A 17,063-nucleotide genomic window follows, 5' to 3' on the forward strand; every position below is an offset into this window, starting at 1 on the left:
CGTCCGTTGTTCCCAGGTTTTTTCAGACGTTTTTCCAACCAATCCGTTTCTCTTGATCCAGACCGAATTGCCTCGAGCAGCCTGGCACGGCGCCCGAGGCAATTTTTCTGCGCCATGCCAGGGCCAATCCCCCTGTCGTCATCAGATGTTCAGCCAAGAACGCCTGGGTGCCCGCCACCTGGCCACGGCTTCAAGCCATGGCCTGCATCATCAAGAGACAGCCAGCCCGCAAGGGTTCCCCTGGCCCCATTCAGGCTGACGGCAACTGACCATCAAGACTGGGGCAACTGAACCGCCAGGTGCAATTTTTCGATGCAGCGGCGGCTTTCCTCGATCAGCTTGCCGAACTCGGTGCTGTTGATTTCGTCGTGGCTCAACCAGCTGATTTTCTGCGCTTCGCGGTAGCGGTAGTGGTAGCCCTCAGGCGTCGGTTCGGCCTGCAGGTCGATGTCGAACCAAGTGCTGCGCACCTTGCACTGCTGGGCAGGTTCGTCGATCTTGCCTCCGGAGAGCGTGACGTCATAAGTGACGATCTGCGGTTCACCCTGGTAGAGATCAGCCAACTGCCCTTCGCTGCGGTATTTGATGAACGCTTCCCATTGGCCAGCCAGGTCTTCGCGGTCATAGAAATACTGCGCGCCACGACGCTCCAGGGCACGGCCGTCAGTCAGCTGGGCCATGATGACATAGCCGGGCTGCACGACAAAGGTACTGTCATCACGTTCCAGTGTGCAGTCCCTGACTTCCTTGGCAAATTTCCGGCATAGTTCCTGGTCAGTACTGGTGCGGCCGGAAAAGCGGTCAGTCACGCTGACATCCATCAGCAGTGCATTGGACAAGGCCGCCTGCGCTTCAACCCGGGCTTCACCACCAGGCAGGTAATGCTCGCTGCGTGTCACCAGCAAAATATCGCTGGGCAATTCCATGGGAATAGTTTCACGTCGCACCTGTCCGTCCGTCCCGAGTACCAATGCCCAACGTTGCTGGATATCAGGCATGGTACGACCAGGAGCAAATACCGGGTTGGTCGGGTCCAGCCACCAGACCTCGCCATCCACCTCGGCGCGCACGATGGCATGGTTGGGCGCGTACATGCCGGGAATCAGAAGGTCACGGGCCATGTCGCCACGGCTGACGAGCGTCGGTTCGGCCTTGATGCCAGCAGCCTTGAGCATGGCGCTCAGCAGCACCGCCAGATCTTTGCAATCGCCATATCCGTTGCGTTCGATTTCCGCCAGCGTAAAGGGCACGTAGCCGCGCCCGCTGGCACGCCAATCGCCCAGATAGCGATAGGTGTCGTTGATGTACTGCATCAAGCCGGCCACTTGCTGCGCCACCGGCTTGCCCTGCACCGCAGCAACCGCCGCAGCCACCCCCTTGGGCAATTCAGCAGAGAGAATTTCGTTGTAACGCACCGCGAACGGACCGATATTTTCCTGCACATCCAGTGAACTTCCGAGTTCCAGGCGAGGTGCATGGCGCAGGTAGGCGTTACCGGCTTCGTTGATGTAATTCAGGTACAGCGGTGGCTGCTTCAGGCTGAGCCTGATGGTTTTCTTGTCGGCACTCTGTTCAATGTCATAGGCATCCATCATCTCGCCACGCATGACCATCGGCCGCTCCGACGTGAACCTGGCTTCGAAACGATCATCGCGCACCGGCATGGGCTGGCGGTTGAAGACATAGTGAAACTGCGTGCTCAACGGCTGGGCAGAAAAGTGCTCGCGCAGGGTGTAGCTGATACGGGTACCGACACGCAGGTTGGGGAACGCCAGGGATGTCTGGTGTTCGCGCAGAAAACCCTGGTCGGGATTGGGCGCCATCCGCGTATCTATCTGCGAGGCGTCCAGCGGAACCGGTGGTTCTCCCGGCTGGGTCACTTCAGCTTTTTCCACCGTCAGGCTGTCATTCTCGGCATAGCTGCGGTCAATCCGAGACAGCATGTCGCGGCCACTGGGCTTGAGGATGGTGAAACTGTAGGTGCTCAGGCAATCCGTGCTGTTGTCGGCGTTGAACTGGCAGTCGAACTCGATTTCACCGGCCAGGGGCGCTTCGGAGACCGGTTGCAATGCCGCGTAGACCGGCGTAGCGGCGCAAAAGACGCTGACCGCAAGAAGGGAACGGGAAAAAGGGAGACGGGACATCAGTACCTTGGTATGAAACGTTTGAGCCAGGCAAATTTTGCCACGAACCTGGCCCATCCATTTCATGGCAGGCCCTGATTCAGAATTCCTCCAGAAAACGCATGCGGAAGCGTTTCCCCTTGATATTGCTGTTGGAAAGCCGTGAAAACGCCTGTTTGGCGATCTTTCGGTCCAGGGCCACGTAGGCGTTGTATTCGGTAATGTTGATCTTGCCCACTTGTTCGAATACCAGGCCGCCGTCTCCCGTCAGCGCCCCCAGCAGATCGCCCGGGCGCAGCTTGTCTTTCTTGCCCCCCTGGATGCAGAGGGTGATCATGGGCGCGCGCAACGGACGATCCGCCTTGGGCCGCAAGGCCTTGATGTCGGCCCAGACCAGCGGCGTGCCCTGGTATTGCTCAATCAGGTTGGCCCAGCGCATTTCGTCCGGCGAACACAGGTTGAGCGCCAGCCCCTTCTGGTCGCCCCGGCCGCTACGGCCGATACGGTGGATATGAACCTCGGTATCCTTGGTCACGTCCACGTTGATCACCGCCCCCAGGTTCTGGATATCCAGGCCGCGGGCCGCCACATCGGTGGCCACCAGCACGGCGCAGCTCTGGTTGGCAAACTGGATCAGAATTTCGTCGCGCTCGCGCTGTTCCAGGTCACCATTGAGCGCCTGCGCGCTGATGCCTGCGGCCTGCAGGCGTTCCACCAGGTCATGGCTGCGGATCTTGGTATTGCAGAACGCCAGCGTCGATACTGGCCGGAAATGCCCCAGCAGGGTTGCCACGGCATCCAGCCTTTCGTTGTCTTCGATTTCATAGAAGATCTGCTCGATGCGGCTGGCATCATGCTGCGCCTGCACCTTGACCTCGACCGGGTTGCGCAGGAACCGGGCGCTGAGTTTGCGGATGTTTTCCGGGTAGGTCGCCGAAAACAGCAGTGTCTGGCGCTTGGACGGGCAACGCGAGGCGATGGCGACGATATCGTCATGAAAACCCATGTCCACCATGCGGTCGGCTTCGTCGAGTACCAGCGTGCTCAGGCCGGACAGGTCCAGGCTGCCACGTTCCAGGTGGTCCTGGATGCGGCCCGGCGTCCCCACCACCAGATGCGCGCCGCGCGCCAGTGATTCCACTTGCGGACGTGCCGACGTTCCCCCACACAACGTCAATATCTTGACGTTAGGAATCAGGCGCGCCAGCCGGCGCAGCTCCTGGGCCACCTGTTCGGCCAATTCGCGAGTGGGGCAGACCAGCAACGCCTGGGGCGTCTGCTGGTGCGGCCGCAACGTCTGCAGCACCCCGAGGCCGAAGGCAGCCGTCTTGCCGCTGCCTGTCTTGGCTTGCGCGATGAGATCACGGCCCTCCAGGATAAGCGGCAGGCTTTGTGCCTGGATGGGCGTCATCTGTTCGAAACCCAGGCTTTGCAGGTTTTCCAGCAAGGCGGGCAACAGGGGCAAGGAAGAAAATGGCGTCTGGGTCACAATAGAACGGATCGCTAAAACCGCGAAAAATGGAATCGACCGACAGTGTATGCCGGCCTGGCCTGCTACGGGCGCAGCAAAGGCGTGCCAGCCAGAAATACACTGCCTGAATCCCGCAAGCAGACATAGGCCCGCGCTGCGCCAGCGCCGGAAATTTATGTGACAATCCTCACACGACATCGACACGTAGACGCACCAGGCAGAGGACAGCCATGTTACGTAGCGGGATAGCCATCATCGCGGCAGGCCTGGTGTCCTCCTGTGGCCTGCCCCCGCTGGATAACCGCAGTGAATCCCAGGCGACCATGACGCAAGAAGGACTGGATACACGGCTGGGCCAAAGCCTGGCACCGTTGGCCGCACAGCACCCCGGCCTGTCCGGCGTACTGCCGCTGACGGACTCACTGGATGCATTCGCCGCCCGCATTCTGCTGATCGCCGCTGCCGAACGCAGCGTCGACGTTCAATACTATATCTGGCGCGACGACATCACTGGCAACCTGCTGCTACGAGCACTCCACGACGCCGCACAACGCAAGGTACGCGTACGGCTGCTGCTCGACGACAACGGCACGAATGGCCTGGACAGCAAGCTCGCACTGCTGAACGCCGAGCCCAACGTCGAAGTGCGGCTGTTCAACCCCTTCCCCTTACTTCGTGCCTACCAGTCAGGGCGTGGAAGCCTTCGGCAAACTGGCTGAACAAGGGGTGCATTTACGGGTTCTGACCAACGCCATGGAAGCCACTGATGTACTTGCAGTACATGCAGGCTACGCCAAATACCGCGTGCCCTTACTGGAACAAGGCGTGGAGCTATACGAATTGCGGCGCAATTCCGATTCCGAACGGCCCAGGGAAAAGGCCGGCCCCTTCGGCAGTTCAGGCTCCAGCCTGCATGCCAAGACCTTTGCCGTCGATGGCGAACGTGTTTTCGTCGGCTCGTTCAACTTCGACCCGCGCTCGGCGCAGTTGAACACCGAACTGGGCTTTGTGATCGAAAGCGCCGCACTGGCCCAGGCCATGTCCCAGGCCTTCGATCACAGCGTGCCCCATTACGCCTACCAGCTGGAACTGGATGACAAGCATGAAATCGCCTGGCTGGAACAAGGCCCTGATGGCGTCATCCGGCATACCAGCGAACCGTCAACCTCATTCTGGAAGCGGACGTACCTGCGCCTGTTGTCCATTCTGCCGATAGAACCTTTGTTGTAGCGTTCGTGCAGGCCACCCGGCTGACCTAGCCTGTGTGTGCACGGCTGCGCGTTGCCACCCAGCAAAGTATTGAGCCTGCGCACACCATGCCCGCCCCCTGCCAGAACGCCAGGGACAGCGGCGTATTCAATAGAATCGCGGCCAAGAGCGCCGATAGCACCGGTATGAAATATGAGGCCCCGGCCAGGATGGTGACGTTGCCATGCAGAATGCCAACATTCCAGGCCGCATAGCCAAACCCCATGGCCGCTGCCGCCAGCAACAGGTACACCACGCTCTGCCATGACCAATTCATGGCTTCGCCGCCCATGGCGGCATATTTGATCCACAGCGCCAGCGCGACCAGCATGAAGAAGAAGGTCACGCCATTGCGGCCGTCTGCCATGCGCGCCGTCACGGTGCAGTACACCGCCCAGATCACCGCGCCGGCAAAGGCCAGGCCATAGCTCAAGGGGTTGTCGCGCACGTTTTCCCACATGCCGCCGATATCCAGCCCCTGATCACCGCCCAGCACCCAGCACACGCCTGCGATCGCGATGACAAAACCCGGAATGATCAGCCAACTGGCTTTCTGCCGATTGAACAGAATGGCGAAAACCATGGTCAGCGCCGGCCACAGGTAATTGACCATGCCGACTTCAATCGCCTGACGACTGGTATGCGCATAGCCAATCGAAAGCGCCAGGCACAGTTCATAGGCCACGAACAGCAAGCTGCCCCAGAACAGATAGCGGCGGGGAAATTCGCTTATCCGGCTGGGGCCTACCGTTAGCAGCAAGAAAATGGAAGCCACTGTATAGATCAGCGCCGCGCCCCCCGTTGCCCCGAAGTACTCGCTGACGCCGCGAATCAAGCCAACAATCGCACTCCACAGCACCACCGCAATCAAACCCACCAAAGTCGCCTTGCGTGCATTCATCTCTTGCAACCTCTTCCATGCCACCCTGCCGCCCCCGATGACCGGGATCGGCGAAATCATCTAGTTTATCTGCTGGTGCGGGCCGGCCCAATGGCCGGTGCCATGAAGCATGGCACGCATGGAAGACTGAGCGACGAATCAGGCCTGTGCCAGTATCTGCTGCTGCGTATTGAGGCGGTTGCGCATGCACCAGGCCAGCAGGCAGGCCACGCACAGAACGCATAGAACTGCACCCAGCGTATAGCGCAGGCCCATGGAATCCGACAACAGGCCGAACAGCGGCGCCACCATGCCGCCGATGGACATGGCCAGCCCCAGGGTGATACCACTGGCGGTCGCCTGATTACGCGGCAGGTAATCCTGCGCCAGCGTCACCTGCGGAGCAAACGGCAGGAACATGCACAACCCCAGCAGCAGGGTGCAGACCCAGGCCATGGTAGGCGAAGACGCCAGCACCAGCCCCGCCAGCGAAGGCAGCGCCAGCAGATAGCCCATGCGAATGGCCGGCATGCGTCCCCAACGGTCGCCTATCCAGCCACCCAGCAAAGTGCCTGCAGCGCCTGCCGCCGTGAATGTCGTCAATGCCGCCGCCCCTTCAAACGCTGTGCCGCCCAATTCGCGCGTCAGATACAGCGACAGCATGGACACCACCGTCACGTAGGGAATCGACCAGCCGACAATCACCCCGCACAGCAGGAAAAACGCCTTCCAATCATTTTCCGCCAGGATTTTCCTGCCCGCCGCAGCCGGCGCTGCCGACTGCGACGCCGCCACCCGCCTGCGGCCATCGTTGCGGGTCCAGACCATCCAGACACCGAGCATGAACAGCGCCGGGATCACCAGCAGCCAGCTGTGGCCCAGGGCGCCGCCACCAACAACCGCAGCTGCCAGCAATGGCGCGAACGACGCCCCGATCGTGCCGCCCACCGAGAAAACGCTCATGGCTTTCTGCGAAGCGCCACCCGCCACCCGGGCGGCAACCGTTGCCGGCGGATGATAGGCCGCAATGCCCAGCCCACACAGCGTTGCTGCAATCCAGCTGCCCCAGTAGGTCGGGCTCATGCCCATCAGCACCAGGCCGATGGCCGCCACCATGAAGCCCAGGGGCACCATCCACGGGCGCGCGGCACGATCCACGTACAGGCCGAACAGCGGCTGGACAACACTGGACAAGGCCGTGGCGGCGAGCATCAGCCCGCTGACGGCGGTATAGCTATAGCCACGTTCCAGCGCCAAGAAAGGCAGCAGGGCCGGCACCAGCCCCTGGTAAAAATCGTTGACGGCATGGGTACCCGTCAGCAGGCCAAGACGGGCGCGGTTCATGAGGCCCTCCCGGACGGGCGGGCAGGCATGGATGGCATGGACATCATTGATTCCTCGATACAGGTAAATGGAAATGGGAATCAACGCATCTTAAAGATCGGCCGAATTGCAATCCTGCGAAAAAAGCACAACAATCGTCGCGAAAATGACAAGCGGCCAGGAATACTCATGCCAGATGTCCAACCTTCGCCTGACGACCTTCAGTGGGCGACCACGCGCCCCGGCCTGGTCCGCGTGCCAGACCCGCATGCCTCGCCCATGCAGGGCGAACACACCGCCAGCCCGGTCGTGGCCTACGGCACGGACATGCCGGCCAACGCCCATATTCCGCCTCATACGCACAGGCGGGCACAATTGCTGCACGCTACCGAAGGCGTCATGCTGATCCGTGCGGAATACGGCAGCTGGGTCGTGCCGCCGGGATGCGCGGTCTGGGTGCCGCCCGGCATCTGCCACGACATCCGGATGGCCAACCAACCCGTCGCCATGCGCACCATCTTCGTGGAACCGGGCCTGCGCCCCACCCTCTGGCCGCACTGCCAGGTCATCGAAGTTGCGCCGCTGCTGCTGCAGCTCATCCTGGCGGCAACCCGACTGCCGCTGGACTACCCGGCAGGCGGCCGGGAAGAACGCATCATGAGCCTGATTCTGGATGAGATCGAAACCGCCCATCCGCTGGCGCTGCATGTGCCCATGCCCGCCCATGCCGGGCTGCGCGAACGCTGCCGGGCCTTCATCGCCAGTCCGGCCGATGCCGCCAGCCTGGAAAGCTGGGCCGATGGCCTGCACATGCATCCCCGCACGCTGGCACGCCTGTTCCAACGCGAAACCGGGCTGAACTTCGGCGCCTGGTGCCGGCGTACGCGCCTGCTGCTGGCCGTACCCATGCTGGCGTCGGGGGCTTCCGTGCTGGAAGTGGCCCTGGCGCATGGCTACGACAGCCCCAGCGCCTTCAGCGCCACCTTCCGGCAGCATTTCGGGCAGCCGCCCAGTGCCTATCAGCCAGGCCGGTCAACCCGGCCCGCCCCCCACTAGGCAGAGCAAGGCTGAACCGCAGACCGGGCCCAGGAAAAAACCGCCAGCACGCCAAGCCTTACGGCCTGGCCCTGCCGGATGATCAGCGCTGCGCCACATGCCCCGACAGCAAACCGCGTCGCTGAAACCAGATTTCCAACGGCCACGTTACCAGCGGCGGAATCGCAGCCAGGATAGCCAACCAGGCATCGCTGGCCTGCCAGCGCAAGCGTTTCGCCGCTACGATAGCCACGACGAAATAGACCAGGAACGCCAGCCCATGCAGGCGGCCGAACCACCAGACCACCTGATCCGTCGTGCCCGAGCCGTATTTGAGGTACATGCCCAGAAGCAGGCCGGCCCAGGTAATTGTCTCTATCAGCGCACATACCTTGAAAAGCCTTGCGATACCGGACTGCTGTGCCATAAATTCACCTATTTTGATGACGATGAGAATCAATCCGGGATTGTAGCCCGCGCCATCGGCACGGTGGCACCGCAGCGCGCCTTCTGGCCAAGCAACACATGGCGCAGCAAGGCCAGATGAGGAAACTCCAGCAACATGCCAGCCACGATTGCCGCATGCACCAACGGCTGCCCCGGCAATACGGCCATCGTGACGGCCAGCATCAGGGGTGCGTTACGCGCAGCCAGCGTCATCGTCAACAGAACATGCTCGGGATACTTCAAGGCGAACCGGCGGCTGGCGGCTTCGCCCAGCAGATATGTCGCAGCAAAAAACAGCATGGCGCCCAGCAACAGGAAAGCAAAATTTTCAGCCTGCGACACAATCACCGTGATATTCGCGGAGAAAATCTCCAGTACCAGGACAGCCAGCACCCAGGGCACGAGACGGTCTGCCCAACGCAGCACCTGCTGGAAACGGCCATCGCCGAGAAAACGGCGCAAACCCTGGTGCAGCAGCACCGCAACCACCAGCGGCAACAAAAACCATTGCCATAGCGTTATCCACGGCATGCCAGCGCTCACCATCACATCCTGCCCGGCGAACAACGGCAGATACGCCGGGTACAGTAACAACTGCATCGCCATATTCAGGGGAATCAACGCCGTTCCCAAGGCCACATTGCCATTGGCAAGACGCGTGAAGCCCAGAAACCAGTCGGTACATGGCGCCATGAAATAGATCGCCAGACCAAGCATCAGCAAAGGCTGCCCCGGCAGCACCAACCACGCAATGGCGTACCCCAGCCAGGGCACGACGGCAAAATTCAACGCCACAGCCAGAACCAAGAAACCAACCTGGGTTGCAGACCCGCCAGTCACGCCACGGCGCCCAGGCACGCCAAACAACAGCAAAGTCACCAGGCACAGCAAGGTCGCATCGACATGAACCTCCAGCCAAGCGGCTACCGGCGGTGCCACCTCACCAATCAGCGCCCCGCCCAGCATCGCAGCCACCAGCAACAGGGAAAATCCCGCGCCCGGCCATTGCCTGCTCATCGTTTTCAACACTCGCAGCCCTCGCAGCATTCGCTATTGCCAAACGGCCCCCATGCACCGGCTCCGGCTTGCAGCTGTCCTGCATCCAGCCCCAAGCGCTCTGCGATCTGGGCGGCCACCAAACCGAAACGCTGCCGGAACTTGTAGATGAAGCAGTAGATTCGATCATCCTGACGCACCTGCGGCCCCACCAGAAACAGGCCTGCCGCGCGGGTAGACTCATCGCAGGCACTCAGGGCAATCGCGCCATCGGTGCGCCTGTCCCACAAGCCCGCAATCTGGCAAGCGCCGCCCCCTTTGACAAACCCCGTGCCCAGCACAGGCGGCTGGGTGGCGCTCCACTGCCTGCCATCCGCTGCTTCAATCCGGAAACCACCGCTGCGCAGGCGACTTACACCCGTCACATCCACGCCAAACACGATTTCCAGGCGCTTGCTGTCCAGGGCCTCGTACATACGCTCACGGCTATAGGGCGACAGTGACAGGCTGGGGTCGTAACTCCCTTGCGGGTCCCAACTCTGCTTGCGCACCAGCAAACGCACCTCGCAGCCCTTGCGCACCAGATTCACCGTCGCATCTACGCCGCTTTCATAGCCGCCGATCACCGTCTGGTGCACGGGCCGGAATGCCTGCCAGTCTTCCACCTGGGCATAGTGATGACACCATTGCGCGCCAGAAAACGGCGCAAGCTCCGGAAACTGGAACTCACCGGCAGCCCAGATCAGAAAACGTGTCTGCAGCACGCCTTGCTGCGTGCGCACCTGGAACCCGCCGCCAGGCAAGGCTTCCACCAACTGCACGCGGCAACGCGGCACCACCGGCAAATCGTGGCGCGCCACCAGCAAAGAAAGGTAATCGGCATACTGCGCGCCCGACGGATGCTCCGTGCCACTGAAAATCGCCGGGGAACTGTACTCAGTCACCGCATTGAGGTCCGCCAGCCCAAACGCATTGCTATGAAACGAAGGCGTGATGAACCGTGTTTGCCTGGGCCAGCGCCGAAACGACTCCCCCACATCCCCGGCTTCCAGCACACCGTAGCGCAACCCTGGCAACCGTGCCAGCGCCACAGCCATCCCCACCCCGGCGGCTCCCGCGCCTACCACCAGGACATCAAGCTTGCCAGTCAACATGGACGAACACTCCCTGCCGCCGCCACCCAGGATTCCTCTACAGACCCGCCCACCATCGTCATCACTCCCCACAGAATATAGAATGTTATAACATATTCAAATTGAGATTCATTTCCGCTGGAACCAGAACGTCATGCCCGCCCTCATCCCCCGCACTTATGAACAATGGCACCACTGCATCGTCCGCGAATGCGGCATTCCCCTGACTACCGCCTTCATTGCCCAGCGTTTGGCCACCTGGCGGAACCCCGAGGCAGAAGAAACCCGGCGATTCCGCAAACGGTATGGCGACGCCCACTGGCAGGCCATCCTGGCCTGGTTCGAGCAAGCCGCCCAGGAAGCGCAAACTGAAAATACCCAGGCAACACCCACCTGACTTGTCAGAAACAAATTTTTAGGTGTATTATTACAGTCTGTTCGCTGCTGCAATGGCGCGAAAATGCGGGAGTAGCTCAGTTGGTAGAGCGCAACCTTGCCAAGGTTGAGGTCGCGAGTTCGAGACTCGTCTCCCGCTCCAATTCATATTCTGCAGACGTCCACTGGTTTCTCAGTGCGTCTGCAGTCAATTGATTCGAAAGAGTTTTCGCTCTACGGATCGTCCAGCGAAGCCTACCGGCCTCCACTGTCAACCACCCCAAAGTAGTACACGTTTTAGTACACGCAAATACGGGTGGCGCGCAGTGCGCATTGTTTGCTGAATCACTTTCCCCTTGAGCAGTACACCTCTCCTGACTCAAGGAGATGTGCGCATGGCGCTTACCGATGCCGTTGTCCGGCAGGCCAAGACCACCGGCAAAGCCTATACCCTCAACGATAGAGACGGACTGTCACTGTTCATCAGCAGCAAAGGCGCCAGGAAATGGCACTTTCGCTTCTGCTGGATGGGTGCGCAGCATCGGCTGGTGCTGGGGGCTTATCCTGAGATTTCGTTGCGGGAAGCACGCGATGAGTGCGAGGAACTGCGGGCGCAGGTGGCGCGTGGCGTTGATCCACGTGTTTATCGTTTGCAGGCCAAGGCGGCTGCGCTGGCTGCACCGACGAATACGTTTGCAGCGGTATTCAAGGCTTGGCGTGACTTCAAGGCGCTCAGTCTCAAACCCGGGCGGCAAAGCACGCTGTCGCAGATTGATCGGATATTCCCCAAGGATGTACTGCCCAGGCTGGGGCAGTTTTCTATCTTCGAGGTAGACAACCCTCACCTGCTGGATGTGCTGCGAAGGATTGAGCGGCGTAAAGCTTTCACAACTGCAGAGAAAGTCCGCACCTGGCTCAGGCAGTTATTCCGCTATGCGATGGTTGAAAAAGGTCTGCGCTACAACCCGGCGAGTGATCTGGATATTGTCGCGGCACCGAAACCGCCGGTTTGCCATAACCCGTTTCTGCGCATGGAAGAGATGCCGGTGTTCATGCGGGCGCTGCGGGATTATGGCGGGTCTGAGGTGACGAAGCTGGGGCTGCGACTGCTGCTGTTGACTGCCGTGCGGACGGGGGAATTGCGGCAGGCTACGCCGGATCAGTTCGATCTGGAGCGCGGCCTATGGATCATTCCGCCAGTGGTCGTCAAGCAGTTGCAAGTCAAGTTGCGTCGGGAAAACAAGACTCTTCCACCCTATGTCGTGCCGCTCTCGCGGCAGGCTATCGAGATCGTGGAATATCTCTTGCAACAGCAAGCCCGGCGTCCAGCACAGCACTATCTGCTTGCCCATCGCAGTGACCTCAAGCAACGCGTCAGTGAAAACACGCTCAATGGTGCTTTGCGGCGCATGGGATATGCCGACCGGCTGACAGGCCATGGTATCCGCGCCACGATTTCCACGGCATTGAACGAGCTGGGGTATCCAAAGGAATGGGTTGAAGTCCAGCTGTCGCACGTCGATCCTAATCAGGTGCGGGCTGCGTATAACCATGCCGCCTATGTTGAACAACGGCGGACGATGATGCAGGCTTGGGCGGATCGGCTGGATGCATGGGCTGATGGCCGGGATGTGTCGAGCGCTGTCATGACGCATCCCAGTCACGCTGAGAATTTCCTTGCCCAGCACACAACGCCTGTTGCATCTCAACGGGTGACAATGGCTGCGCATGGACAGGTCGATGGTGCAGCCTTTGTTCGGAGGGCTGGGACATGACTGAGCATCTTGAGCAGAGCCCGCCCATCATCATTGTTGATCGCTGGTCCATGACGCGTGTGGGATTGCGTACCATTCTGGAGGAATGGAATTTCTGCCCCGTGGTGCCAGTCGCTGATTGGAATGGCTTGGCGGCGTGGCATGGGAGAGCCATCGCGCTGCTGATCGTTGGAACCGGCCAGGCGGGAGATGGGCTTGATCATTACGTTTTACGGATCAGGCGGAATTTCCCTGGCGTGCCGGTGGTTTTCCTGTGCGACAGGCAGCCCGCCTTGCATCTGGCGCTGGCGCGGAAGCTGAGAGTTAATGGATGCTTGTTCAGGCAAAGCGATGAGTGCGCAATTCGGGCGGTGGTGAGCGTGGCGTTGACGGGAGATATCCACTATCCACGGGTGGATGGCGCCGCGGCGGGTGATGGCCCTGCCTGCCATGATTTTTCGGTACTGAGTACGAGGGAATTGGCGATTCTGCGGTTACTGCTGCGGGGGCAACGGAACAAGGAGATTGCACGTGGGTTGTGCCTGAGCGAAAAGACGGTCAGTGCGCATAAGCTGGCGGCACTGCGCAAGTTGAATGTGAAGTCAGTACTGCACGTCAGACCTCCGGATGAAACAATCTAGCAACAGCAAGGGCCGGCCTGATGGACCGGCCTTTTTCTTGACCTTTTCGAGGTAAGACCATTGCCCCCTTCCATTACCTTTTCACCCTTGGGGCATTTACTATGGCTGCTAACGGCCATGAGCTGTCATTAGAGGTCGGTGGCAGCGGTCACTTGATGTTTGATTTCACCTGCCTACACGGCTTTCCGCACGGGGCTGGTGGAATGATGGCTTAGGCAGACCACGTAGCTCTGCTAGATTAGGGGCCAGCATCTGGTCGCGTGATGGTTCGTCCGTTTGTGGTGCCAATGCTAGCTCCCGCCTCGGAACAGGGCCGAGCGCGCTGTGATGCGCTCGCCGTTTGACAGCAATTGCACCAGCCAGTTGTTCTTGGAGTTGATAAAGACGTTGCTCAGCACGACGTCGAATTTCTCCTTTGATACGACCATGGTTTCGCTGTCCAGGTCGGCTAGCGTACCAGCGAGGTAGTCCGGGAGCCTGACCAGTTCATCAAAGCGGTGCTTGCCCGTCTTCTCTGGAATTTCAAAGCTAAGGGTGGCCAGAGAAGCGCCAAGGTTCTGAGCGTTCCGCTGCTGCGGTGTGGTGAACTCGATTGCCTGGATAAGGTAGTACACGTACGCTAGGTCAGACACCACGGCATCATGGCGCTCAAAGAGTGCATCTCGGTCAGAAATCCAACGGATTACCCTTGCGCTCACCGTCTGGTTGAGCATGTTGCAAAGGGTCGCGATCATTGCAGCCACCAGATGAATCTGCCTGGCCAACTTCGCATTCACACCCTTGTGGCCCAGATCTCGTTCGAAGGCCTTCAGCCGCTTGATGGCGCTGCGGTGATAGTTGATGTCGCGCGCATCCTGGTAGAGCGAAAGGCGGTCATCCATGAAGGATATAGCTCCGGCGACTAGCGCGTTCATGGCCTCTATGCTCAGGTAGTCGCGCAGCAGCGCAGCCTCTCGCCTCATGACGAACGAGACGCTGAACGTCACAGGCACCTCACAGGTCAGATACTGGATAAGACCAAGCGGAACCTTGCTTGTGTTCTTCAGATCCTTGGGTGCCACGCCGGCTATGTACTCGCAGATGTTCTCCGCCTTGTCATGGGGTGCGACAACTACAAAGCTAAAGACGTCGTTCCCCTTATTGACGTCACCAATACAGTAGTCAGAGACCACTGACCATGGCATGCCAGCTGGATAGCGAGCGAACCACTGCTTCAACTGTAATCGCATTGTCGCAGTGGCTTGAACTAGGACGGGAAGCAGGTCAATCATGGCTTAATGGTAGAGACTACCTTCCGTGTGTCGCCAGCTTTGCTAACAAATAGCTGGCGACCGTGCCAACAGACTCAATCGCTGCTTTGGCCTCGGCATCGGTAAGTGTCGGCAGCCACGGGCGACCGTGGCCAGAACCCTGCTTGTTCCGGACGCGGTTAACACCGAGCGCGGTGGCGAACAGACCTCGCTCCATAGCACGGACAGGCGACTCGCCCTGACCTTCCGGTATCTCCGGCACCGCAAGATCAAGCGCAATGAAGGCCATGCCCAACAAGGCCTGAAAGTTAGCTCCCGTGGGATAGCTGCCCCGTATTGTCATAAGTACGTGGGCAGCAGTGGCCTCAAGCAGGTCCTTGCCCGTTCCAGCCACAAGGGCCGCATCCTCGGCGCCTCGCTGTGCGCGCCGCGCGTAGCCCAGGAGTGCATCGGTCAGCTCCGGGCCACGAAGAGCTGTGAGCACTTTCGGGGAAAGCATCCCGTCGTCTGTGAGGACAAAGCCAACGCTGTCGCAGGCCGACTTGGCGTTCGCAATCGCCTCGGAGCCAACGAAGTTTGGTGCGCCAGCGCGGAAGCCGCCACACGCACGAATCTTTCCGAGGAGACCCATGGCCAACCGCGAGGCGGCGGTGGGATTGGCCGTCATCGCCTCGTACAGCACAGCTCTGACCCGCTTGCCCTTTCCGATCAGCTGCCCCTGTTGCTTGGGATCGAAGGTCGCCAGCCCGGACGCATTGATTTGGAATTCGATGTCCGAATGCGATGGCTCTCGATAGCTTCCGTTATTACCCGAGTCGTCTACCAACTGGGAAAATGCGTGTACGACCGTGTCAGTAACAGGAATGTTCGGCATCAGTTCCCTTTCTTTAGTTGTTCGAAGCTCGATGTTCGTTAGATGAAGCAGCACTGTGCCAGAAACTGGCCTCAGCGGATGGCAGAGTTGGAAATGGTTTGAGTTTATATGCTCCGCAGAATCTCCACATACATGGTGCATATGCCACAACCTCGGCGTTGCTATGCCGCAGCAGGCTTGGTTTGCAGCCACGCCGCTGCTAACTGCTAACGACTTGCTTGGAAGCAGGCACTGGCCGTCGAGTGTCGAATAGCAGCACTGGGGCGAAAGCAGTCAGCCGCAACTGGCTGCTTTCGACCCAAAGCGGACATAGCTGAATTTCAATTGGCTAGCATTCAATGGATCAACTCAGCTGCACCGATAAGCGCTTTCGCGGCAATGTAGATTAAACGTTGCTCAGTGCGTAAGCTGCTTTCGTTCGAAGTTGTTCGATTTTCTTAGCCAGGGACCATGCCGCCATTTCCTGCTGATCATTTTCGAACTTATCTAGATGATCCCAGTAGTCACGATGGTGAGCCTTATTGGGCGATTCAATGATGTCTTCCAGGATGGCTGAAAGTCGCTGAAGTGCTGACTTCCTTCGGTAGATTTCTACTACATCTAAGGCAGCCAATTCGGATGTCAGTTGAGCATTTACTGCATCGTTATCGCGGTTGAGGGCGATGCACCATTGGCCGTGCGCAAGCTTGTTCCTCAAGAGGCTGGGATCAAAGATGAACTCCTCAATAAAACGCTGAAGCCGTTGCTTTACGTTGGGCCCATGGCTGCCTTTTGCACCCTGGACACTACGCATAGCAAGCTCGACACATTTGATCCATCCTTCTTTCACACCGCCAGCCTTTGTGGCGACTTTCACTTGTTGGATTTCGTCGAGGGTTAAACCTTTTGGTGTGTGCAGAATCTTCGAGAAAAGAGCCTCAGCGAGGGCGCAGTAGATAAGTGCGAGAACCTTAGTGTTGACGTGAACCGCAACATTGTTACTCGTTAACAGAAGAGCATTCAATTGACGGTTAATATGCCTCCAAGAGCGCTCCAGCTCTTGCGCATTCTTAGTCTGAGCGCGAAACACGTCCACGCGCTGCTGTTCTTGCATGCTTTCCTCGGTAGATAAAGGACACTAGGACAATGCCCTTTATCTACCCGGAATCGAACCGGGATTCCGGCCCCAAAAGAGCCGGTGCCTTACCAAATTAGGCGATAGATCCATGTGCATTGTGCCACGGCGAACGTCCGTTTTTCAAGCAGTCTAACGTGCTATGGATCGTCCGCTTCTGGCCGATAACAGACACTGAACAGCAGCCACCACGGATTGATTGCATCAGCCCTGCAAAAACTGGATACTAGCACCGTCGCAGAACCAACTGCGACCCGGGGTGAGAGCCGGGAACTACAGGCGGGACGAGACCGCCGCCTTTGCTGGCGGCTTTTTATCGTCCCGCGCCATTGCACGCCTGTCTACGGGCGGGCCTTGGCGGGGGTGCGCTTGCGCACGCCGGGTACCTGTAGCCGGTCT

At 59.5% G+C, this 17,063-nt stretch carries 13 protein-coding genes, 1 tRNA gene and 2 pseudogenes; 6 read left to right on the forward strand and 10 right to left on the reverse strand.

Going from position 1 to position 17,063, the window contains the following annotated elements:
• Positions 1 to 272: 272 nt before the first annotated feature.
• Positions 273 to 2,144, reverse strand: a complete 1,872-nt coding sequence (locus EV679_RS10580) for a DUF3857 domain-containing transglutaminase family protein (RefSeq protein WP_130487175.1) — start codon at positions 2,142 to 2,144, stop codon at positions 273 to 275.
• A 79-nt stretch (positions 2,145 to 2,223) separates the two neighbouring features.
• A complete protein-coding gene (gene dbpA / locus EV679_RS10585; protein WP_068374106.1) occupies positions 2,224 to 3,612 on the reverse strand; it encodes an ATP-dependent RNA helicase DbpA in 1,389 nt (462 codons plus the stop codon).
• A 212-nt stretch (positions 3,613 to 3,824) separates the two neighbouring features.
• On the opposite strand from dbpA, the pseudogene EV679_RS10590 reads away from it, so the two are divergent.
• Positions 3,825 to 4,824: pseudogene (locus EV679_RS10590) on the forward strand (phospholipase D-like domain-containing protein).
• A gap of 25 nt (positions 4,825 to 4,849) precedes the next feature.
• Here the strand turns inward: EV679_RS10590 and yddG are convergent.
• The gene (yddG, locus tag EV679_RS10595; protein WP_130487176.1) at positions 4,850 to 5,743 is read right to left on the reverse strand and encodes an aromatic amino acid DMT transporter YddG; all 894 of its coding nucleotides are present in this window, start codon (positions 5,741 to 5,743) and stop codon (positions 4,850 to 4,852) included.
• A gap of 138 nt (positions 5,744 to 5,881) precedes the next feature.
• A complete protein-coding gene (locus EV679_RS10600; RefSeq protein ID WP_130487177.1) occupies positions 5,882 to 7,066 on the reverse strand; it encodes an MFS transporter in 1,185 nt (394 codons plus the stop codon).
• Positions 7,067 to 7,234: 168 nt separating this feature from the next.
• On the opposite strand from EV679_RS10600, the gene EV679_RS10605 reads away from it, so the two are divergent.
• The gene (locus EV679_RS10605) at positions 7,235 to 8,101 is read left to right on the forward strand and encodes an AraC family transcriptional regulator (protein ID WP_242611465.1); all 867 of its coding nucleotides are present in this window, start codon (positions 7,235 to 7,237) and stop codon (positions 8,099 to 8,101) included.
• An 82-nt stretch (positions 8,102 to 8,183) separates the two neighbouring features.
• Here the strand turns inward: EV679_RS10605 and EV679_RS10610 are convergent, their stop codons facing one another.
• The 3 genes from EV679_RS10610 to EV679_RS10620 are packed head-to-tail and all read right to left on the reverse strand — an operon-like array spanning position 8,184 to position 10,677.
• A complete protein-coding gene (locus EV679_RS10610; RefSeq protein ID WP_130487178.1) occupies positions 8,184 to 8,507 on the reverse strand; it encodes a DUF3817 domain-containing protein in 324 nt (107 codons plus the stop codon).
• A 29-nt stretch (positions 8,508 to 8,536) separates the two neighbouring features.
• A complete protein-coding gene (locus tag EV679_RS10615; protein ID WP_130487179.1) occupies positions 8,537 to 9,544 on the reverse strand; it encodes an arsenic resistance protein in 1,008 nt (335 codons plus the stop codon).
• Between the two features lie 5 nt (positions 9,545 to 9,549).
• Positions 9,550 to 10,677: an NAD(P)/FAD-dependent oxidoreductase gene (locus EV679_RS10620; RefSeq protein WP_130487180.1), complete on the reverse strand. Its 1,128-nt coding sequence runs from the start codon at positions 10,675 to 10,677 to the stop codon at positions 9,550 to 9,552.
• Between the two features lie 133 nt (positions 10,678 to 10,810).
• Between EV679_RS10620 and EV679_RS10625 the strand changes: the two genes are divergently transcribed.
• The 4 genes and pseudogenes from EV679_RS10625 to EV679_RS10640 all read left to right on the forward strand — a co-directional run bounded on the left by EV679_RS10625 (position 10,811) and on the right by EV679_RS10640 (position 13,426).
• Positions 10,811 to 11,053 carry a hypothetical protein gene (locus tag EV679_RS10625; protein ID WP_068374123.1) on the forward strand — a complete coding sequence of 81 codons (243 nt, stop codon included), beginning with the start codon at positions 10,811 to 10,813 and terminating at the stop codon, positions 11,051 to 11,053.
• Positions 11,054 to 11,118: 65 nt separating this feature from the next.
• Positions 11,119 to 11,194, forward strand: a tRNA-Gly gene (locus tag EV679_RS10630).
• Positions 11,195 to 11,426: 232 nt separating this feature from the next.
• Positions 11,427 to 12,752: pseudogene (locus tag EV679_RS10635) on the forward strand (tyrosine-type recombinase/integrase); the annotation flags it as partial.
• A 50-nt stretch (positions 12,753 to 12,802) separates the two neighbouring features.
• Positions 12,803 to 13,426, forward strand: coding sequence for a response regulator transcription factor (locus EV679_RS10640; RefSeq protein ID WP_130487182.1), 624 nt, complete (start codon positions 12,803 to 12,805; stop codon positions 13,424 to 13,426).
• Between the two features lie 290 nt (positions 13,427 to 13,716).
• Here EV679_RS10640 and EV679_RS10645 read toward each other — a convergent pair whose 3' ends face one another.
• The 3 genes from EV679_RS10645 to EV679_RS10655 form a co-directional block, all read right to left on the reverse strand.
• Positions 13,717 to 14,697 (reverse strand): hypothetical protein, encoded by a 981-nt coding sequence (locus EV679_RS10645; protein ID WP_130487183.1) that lies wholly within the window; start codon positions 14,695 to 14,697, stop codon positions 13,717 to 13,719.
• 16 nt (positions 14,698 to 14,713) lie between these two features.
• Complete coding sequence (locus tag EV679_RS10650; protein WP_130487184.1) at positions 14,714 to 15,550, reverse strand: abortive infection family protein; 837 nt, start codon at positions 15,548 to 15,550, stop codon at positions 14,714 to 14,716.
• Between the two features lie 385 nt (positions 15,551 to 15,935).
• Positions 15,936 to 16,643, reverse strand: coding sequence for a hypothetical protein (locus tag EV679_RS10655; RefSeq protein WP_130487185.1), 708 nt, complete (start codon positions 16,641 to 16,643; stop codon positions 15,936 to 15,938).
• Positions 16,644 to 17,063 lie beyond the last annotated feature (420 nt).

The sequence above is a fragment of the Kerstersia gyiorum genome, from assembly GCF_004216755.1.
GTDB classification, from domain to species: Bacteria; Pseudomonadota; Gammaproteobacteria; order Burkholderiales; family Burkholderiaceae_B; genus Kerstersia; species Kerstersia gyiorum.

Bases quoted from the DNA above. Each gene is read 5' to 3' on its own strand.
- EV679_RS10580 (WP_130487175.1), bottom strand. From the start codon at position 2,144: ATGTCCCGTCTCCCTTTTTCCCGTTCCCTTCTTGCGGTCAGCGTCTTT.
- EV679_RS10650 (WP_130487184.1), bottom strand. From the start codon at position 15,550: ATGCCGAACATTCCTGTTACTGACACGGTCGTACACGCATTTTCCCAG.
- yddG (WP_130487176.1), bottom strand. From the start codon at position 5,743: ATGAATGCACGCAAGGCGACTTTGGTGGGTTTGATTGCGGTGGTGCTG.
- EV679_RS10615 (WP_130487179.1), bottom strand. From the start codon at position 9,544: ATGAGCAGGCAATGGCCGGGCGCGGGATTTTCCCTGTTGCTGGTGGCT.
- EV679_RS10645 (WP_130487183.1), bottom strand. From the start codon at position 14,697: ATGATTGACCTGCTTCCCGTCCTAGTTCAAGCCACTGCGACAATGCGA.
- EV679_RS10600 (WP_130487177.1), bottom strand. From the start codon at position 7,066: ATGAACCGCGCCCGTCTTGGCCTGCTGACGGGTACCCATGCCGTCAAC.
- EV679_RS10625 (WP_068374123.1), top strand. From the start codon at position 10,811: ATGCCCGCCCTCATCCCCCGCACTTATGAACAATGGCACCACTGCATC.
- EV679_RS10620 (WP_130487180.1), bottom strand. From the start codon at position 10,677: ATGTTGACTGGCAAGCTTGATGTCCTGGTGGTAGGCGCGGGAGCCGCC.
- EV679_RS10605 (WP_242611465.1), top strand. From the start codon at position 7,235: ATGCCAGATGTCCAACCTTCGCCTGACGACCTTCAGTGGGCGACCACG.
- EV679_RS10610 (WP_130487178.1), bottom strand. From the start codon at position 8,507: ATGGCACAGCAGTCCGGTATCGCAAGGCTTTTCAAGGTATGTGCGCTG.
- EV679_RS10640 (WP_130487182.1), top strand. From the start codon at position 12,803: ATGACTGAGCATCTTGAGCAGAGCCCGCCCATCATCATTGTTGATCGC.
- EV679_RS10655 (WP_130487185.1), bottom strand. From the start codon at position 16,643: ATGCAAGAACAGCAGCGCGTGGACGTGTTTCGCGCTCAGACTAAGAAT.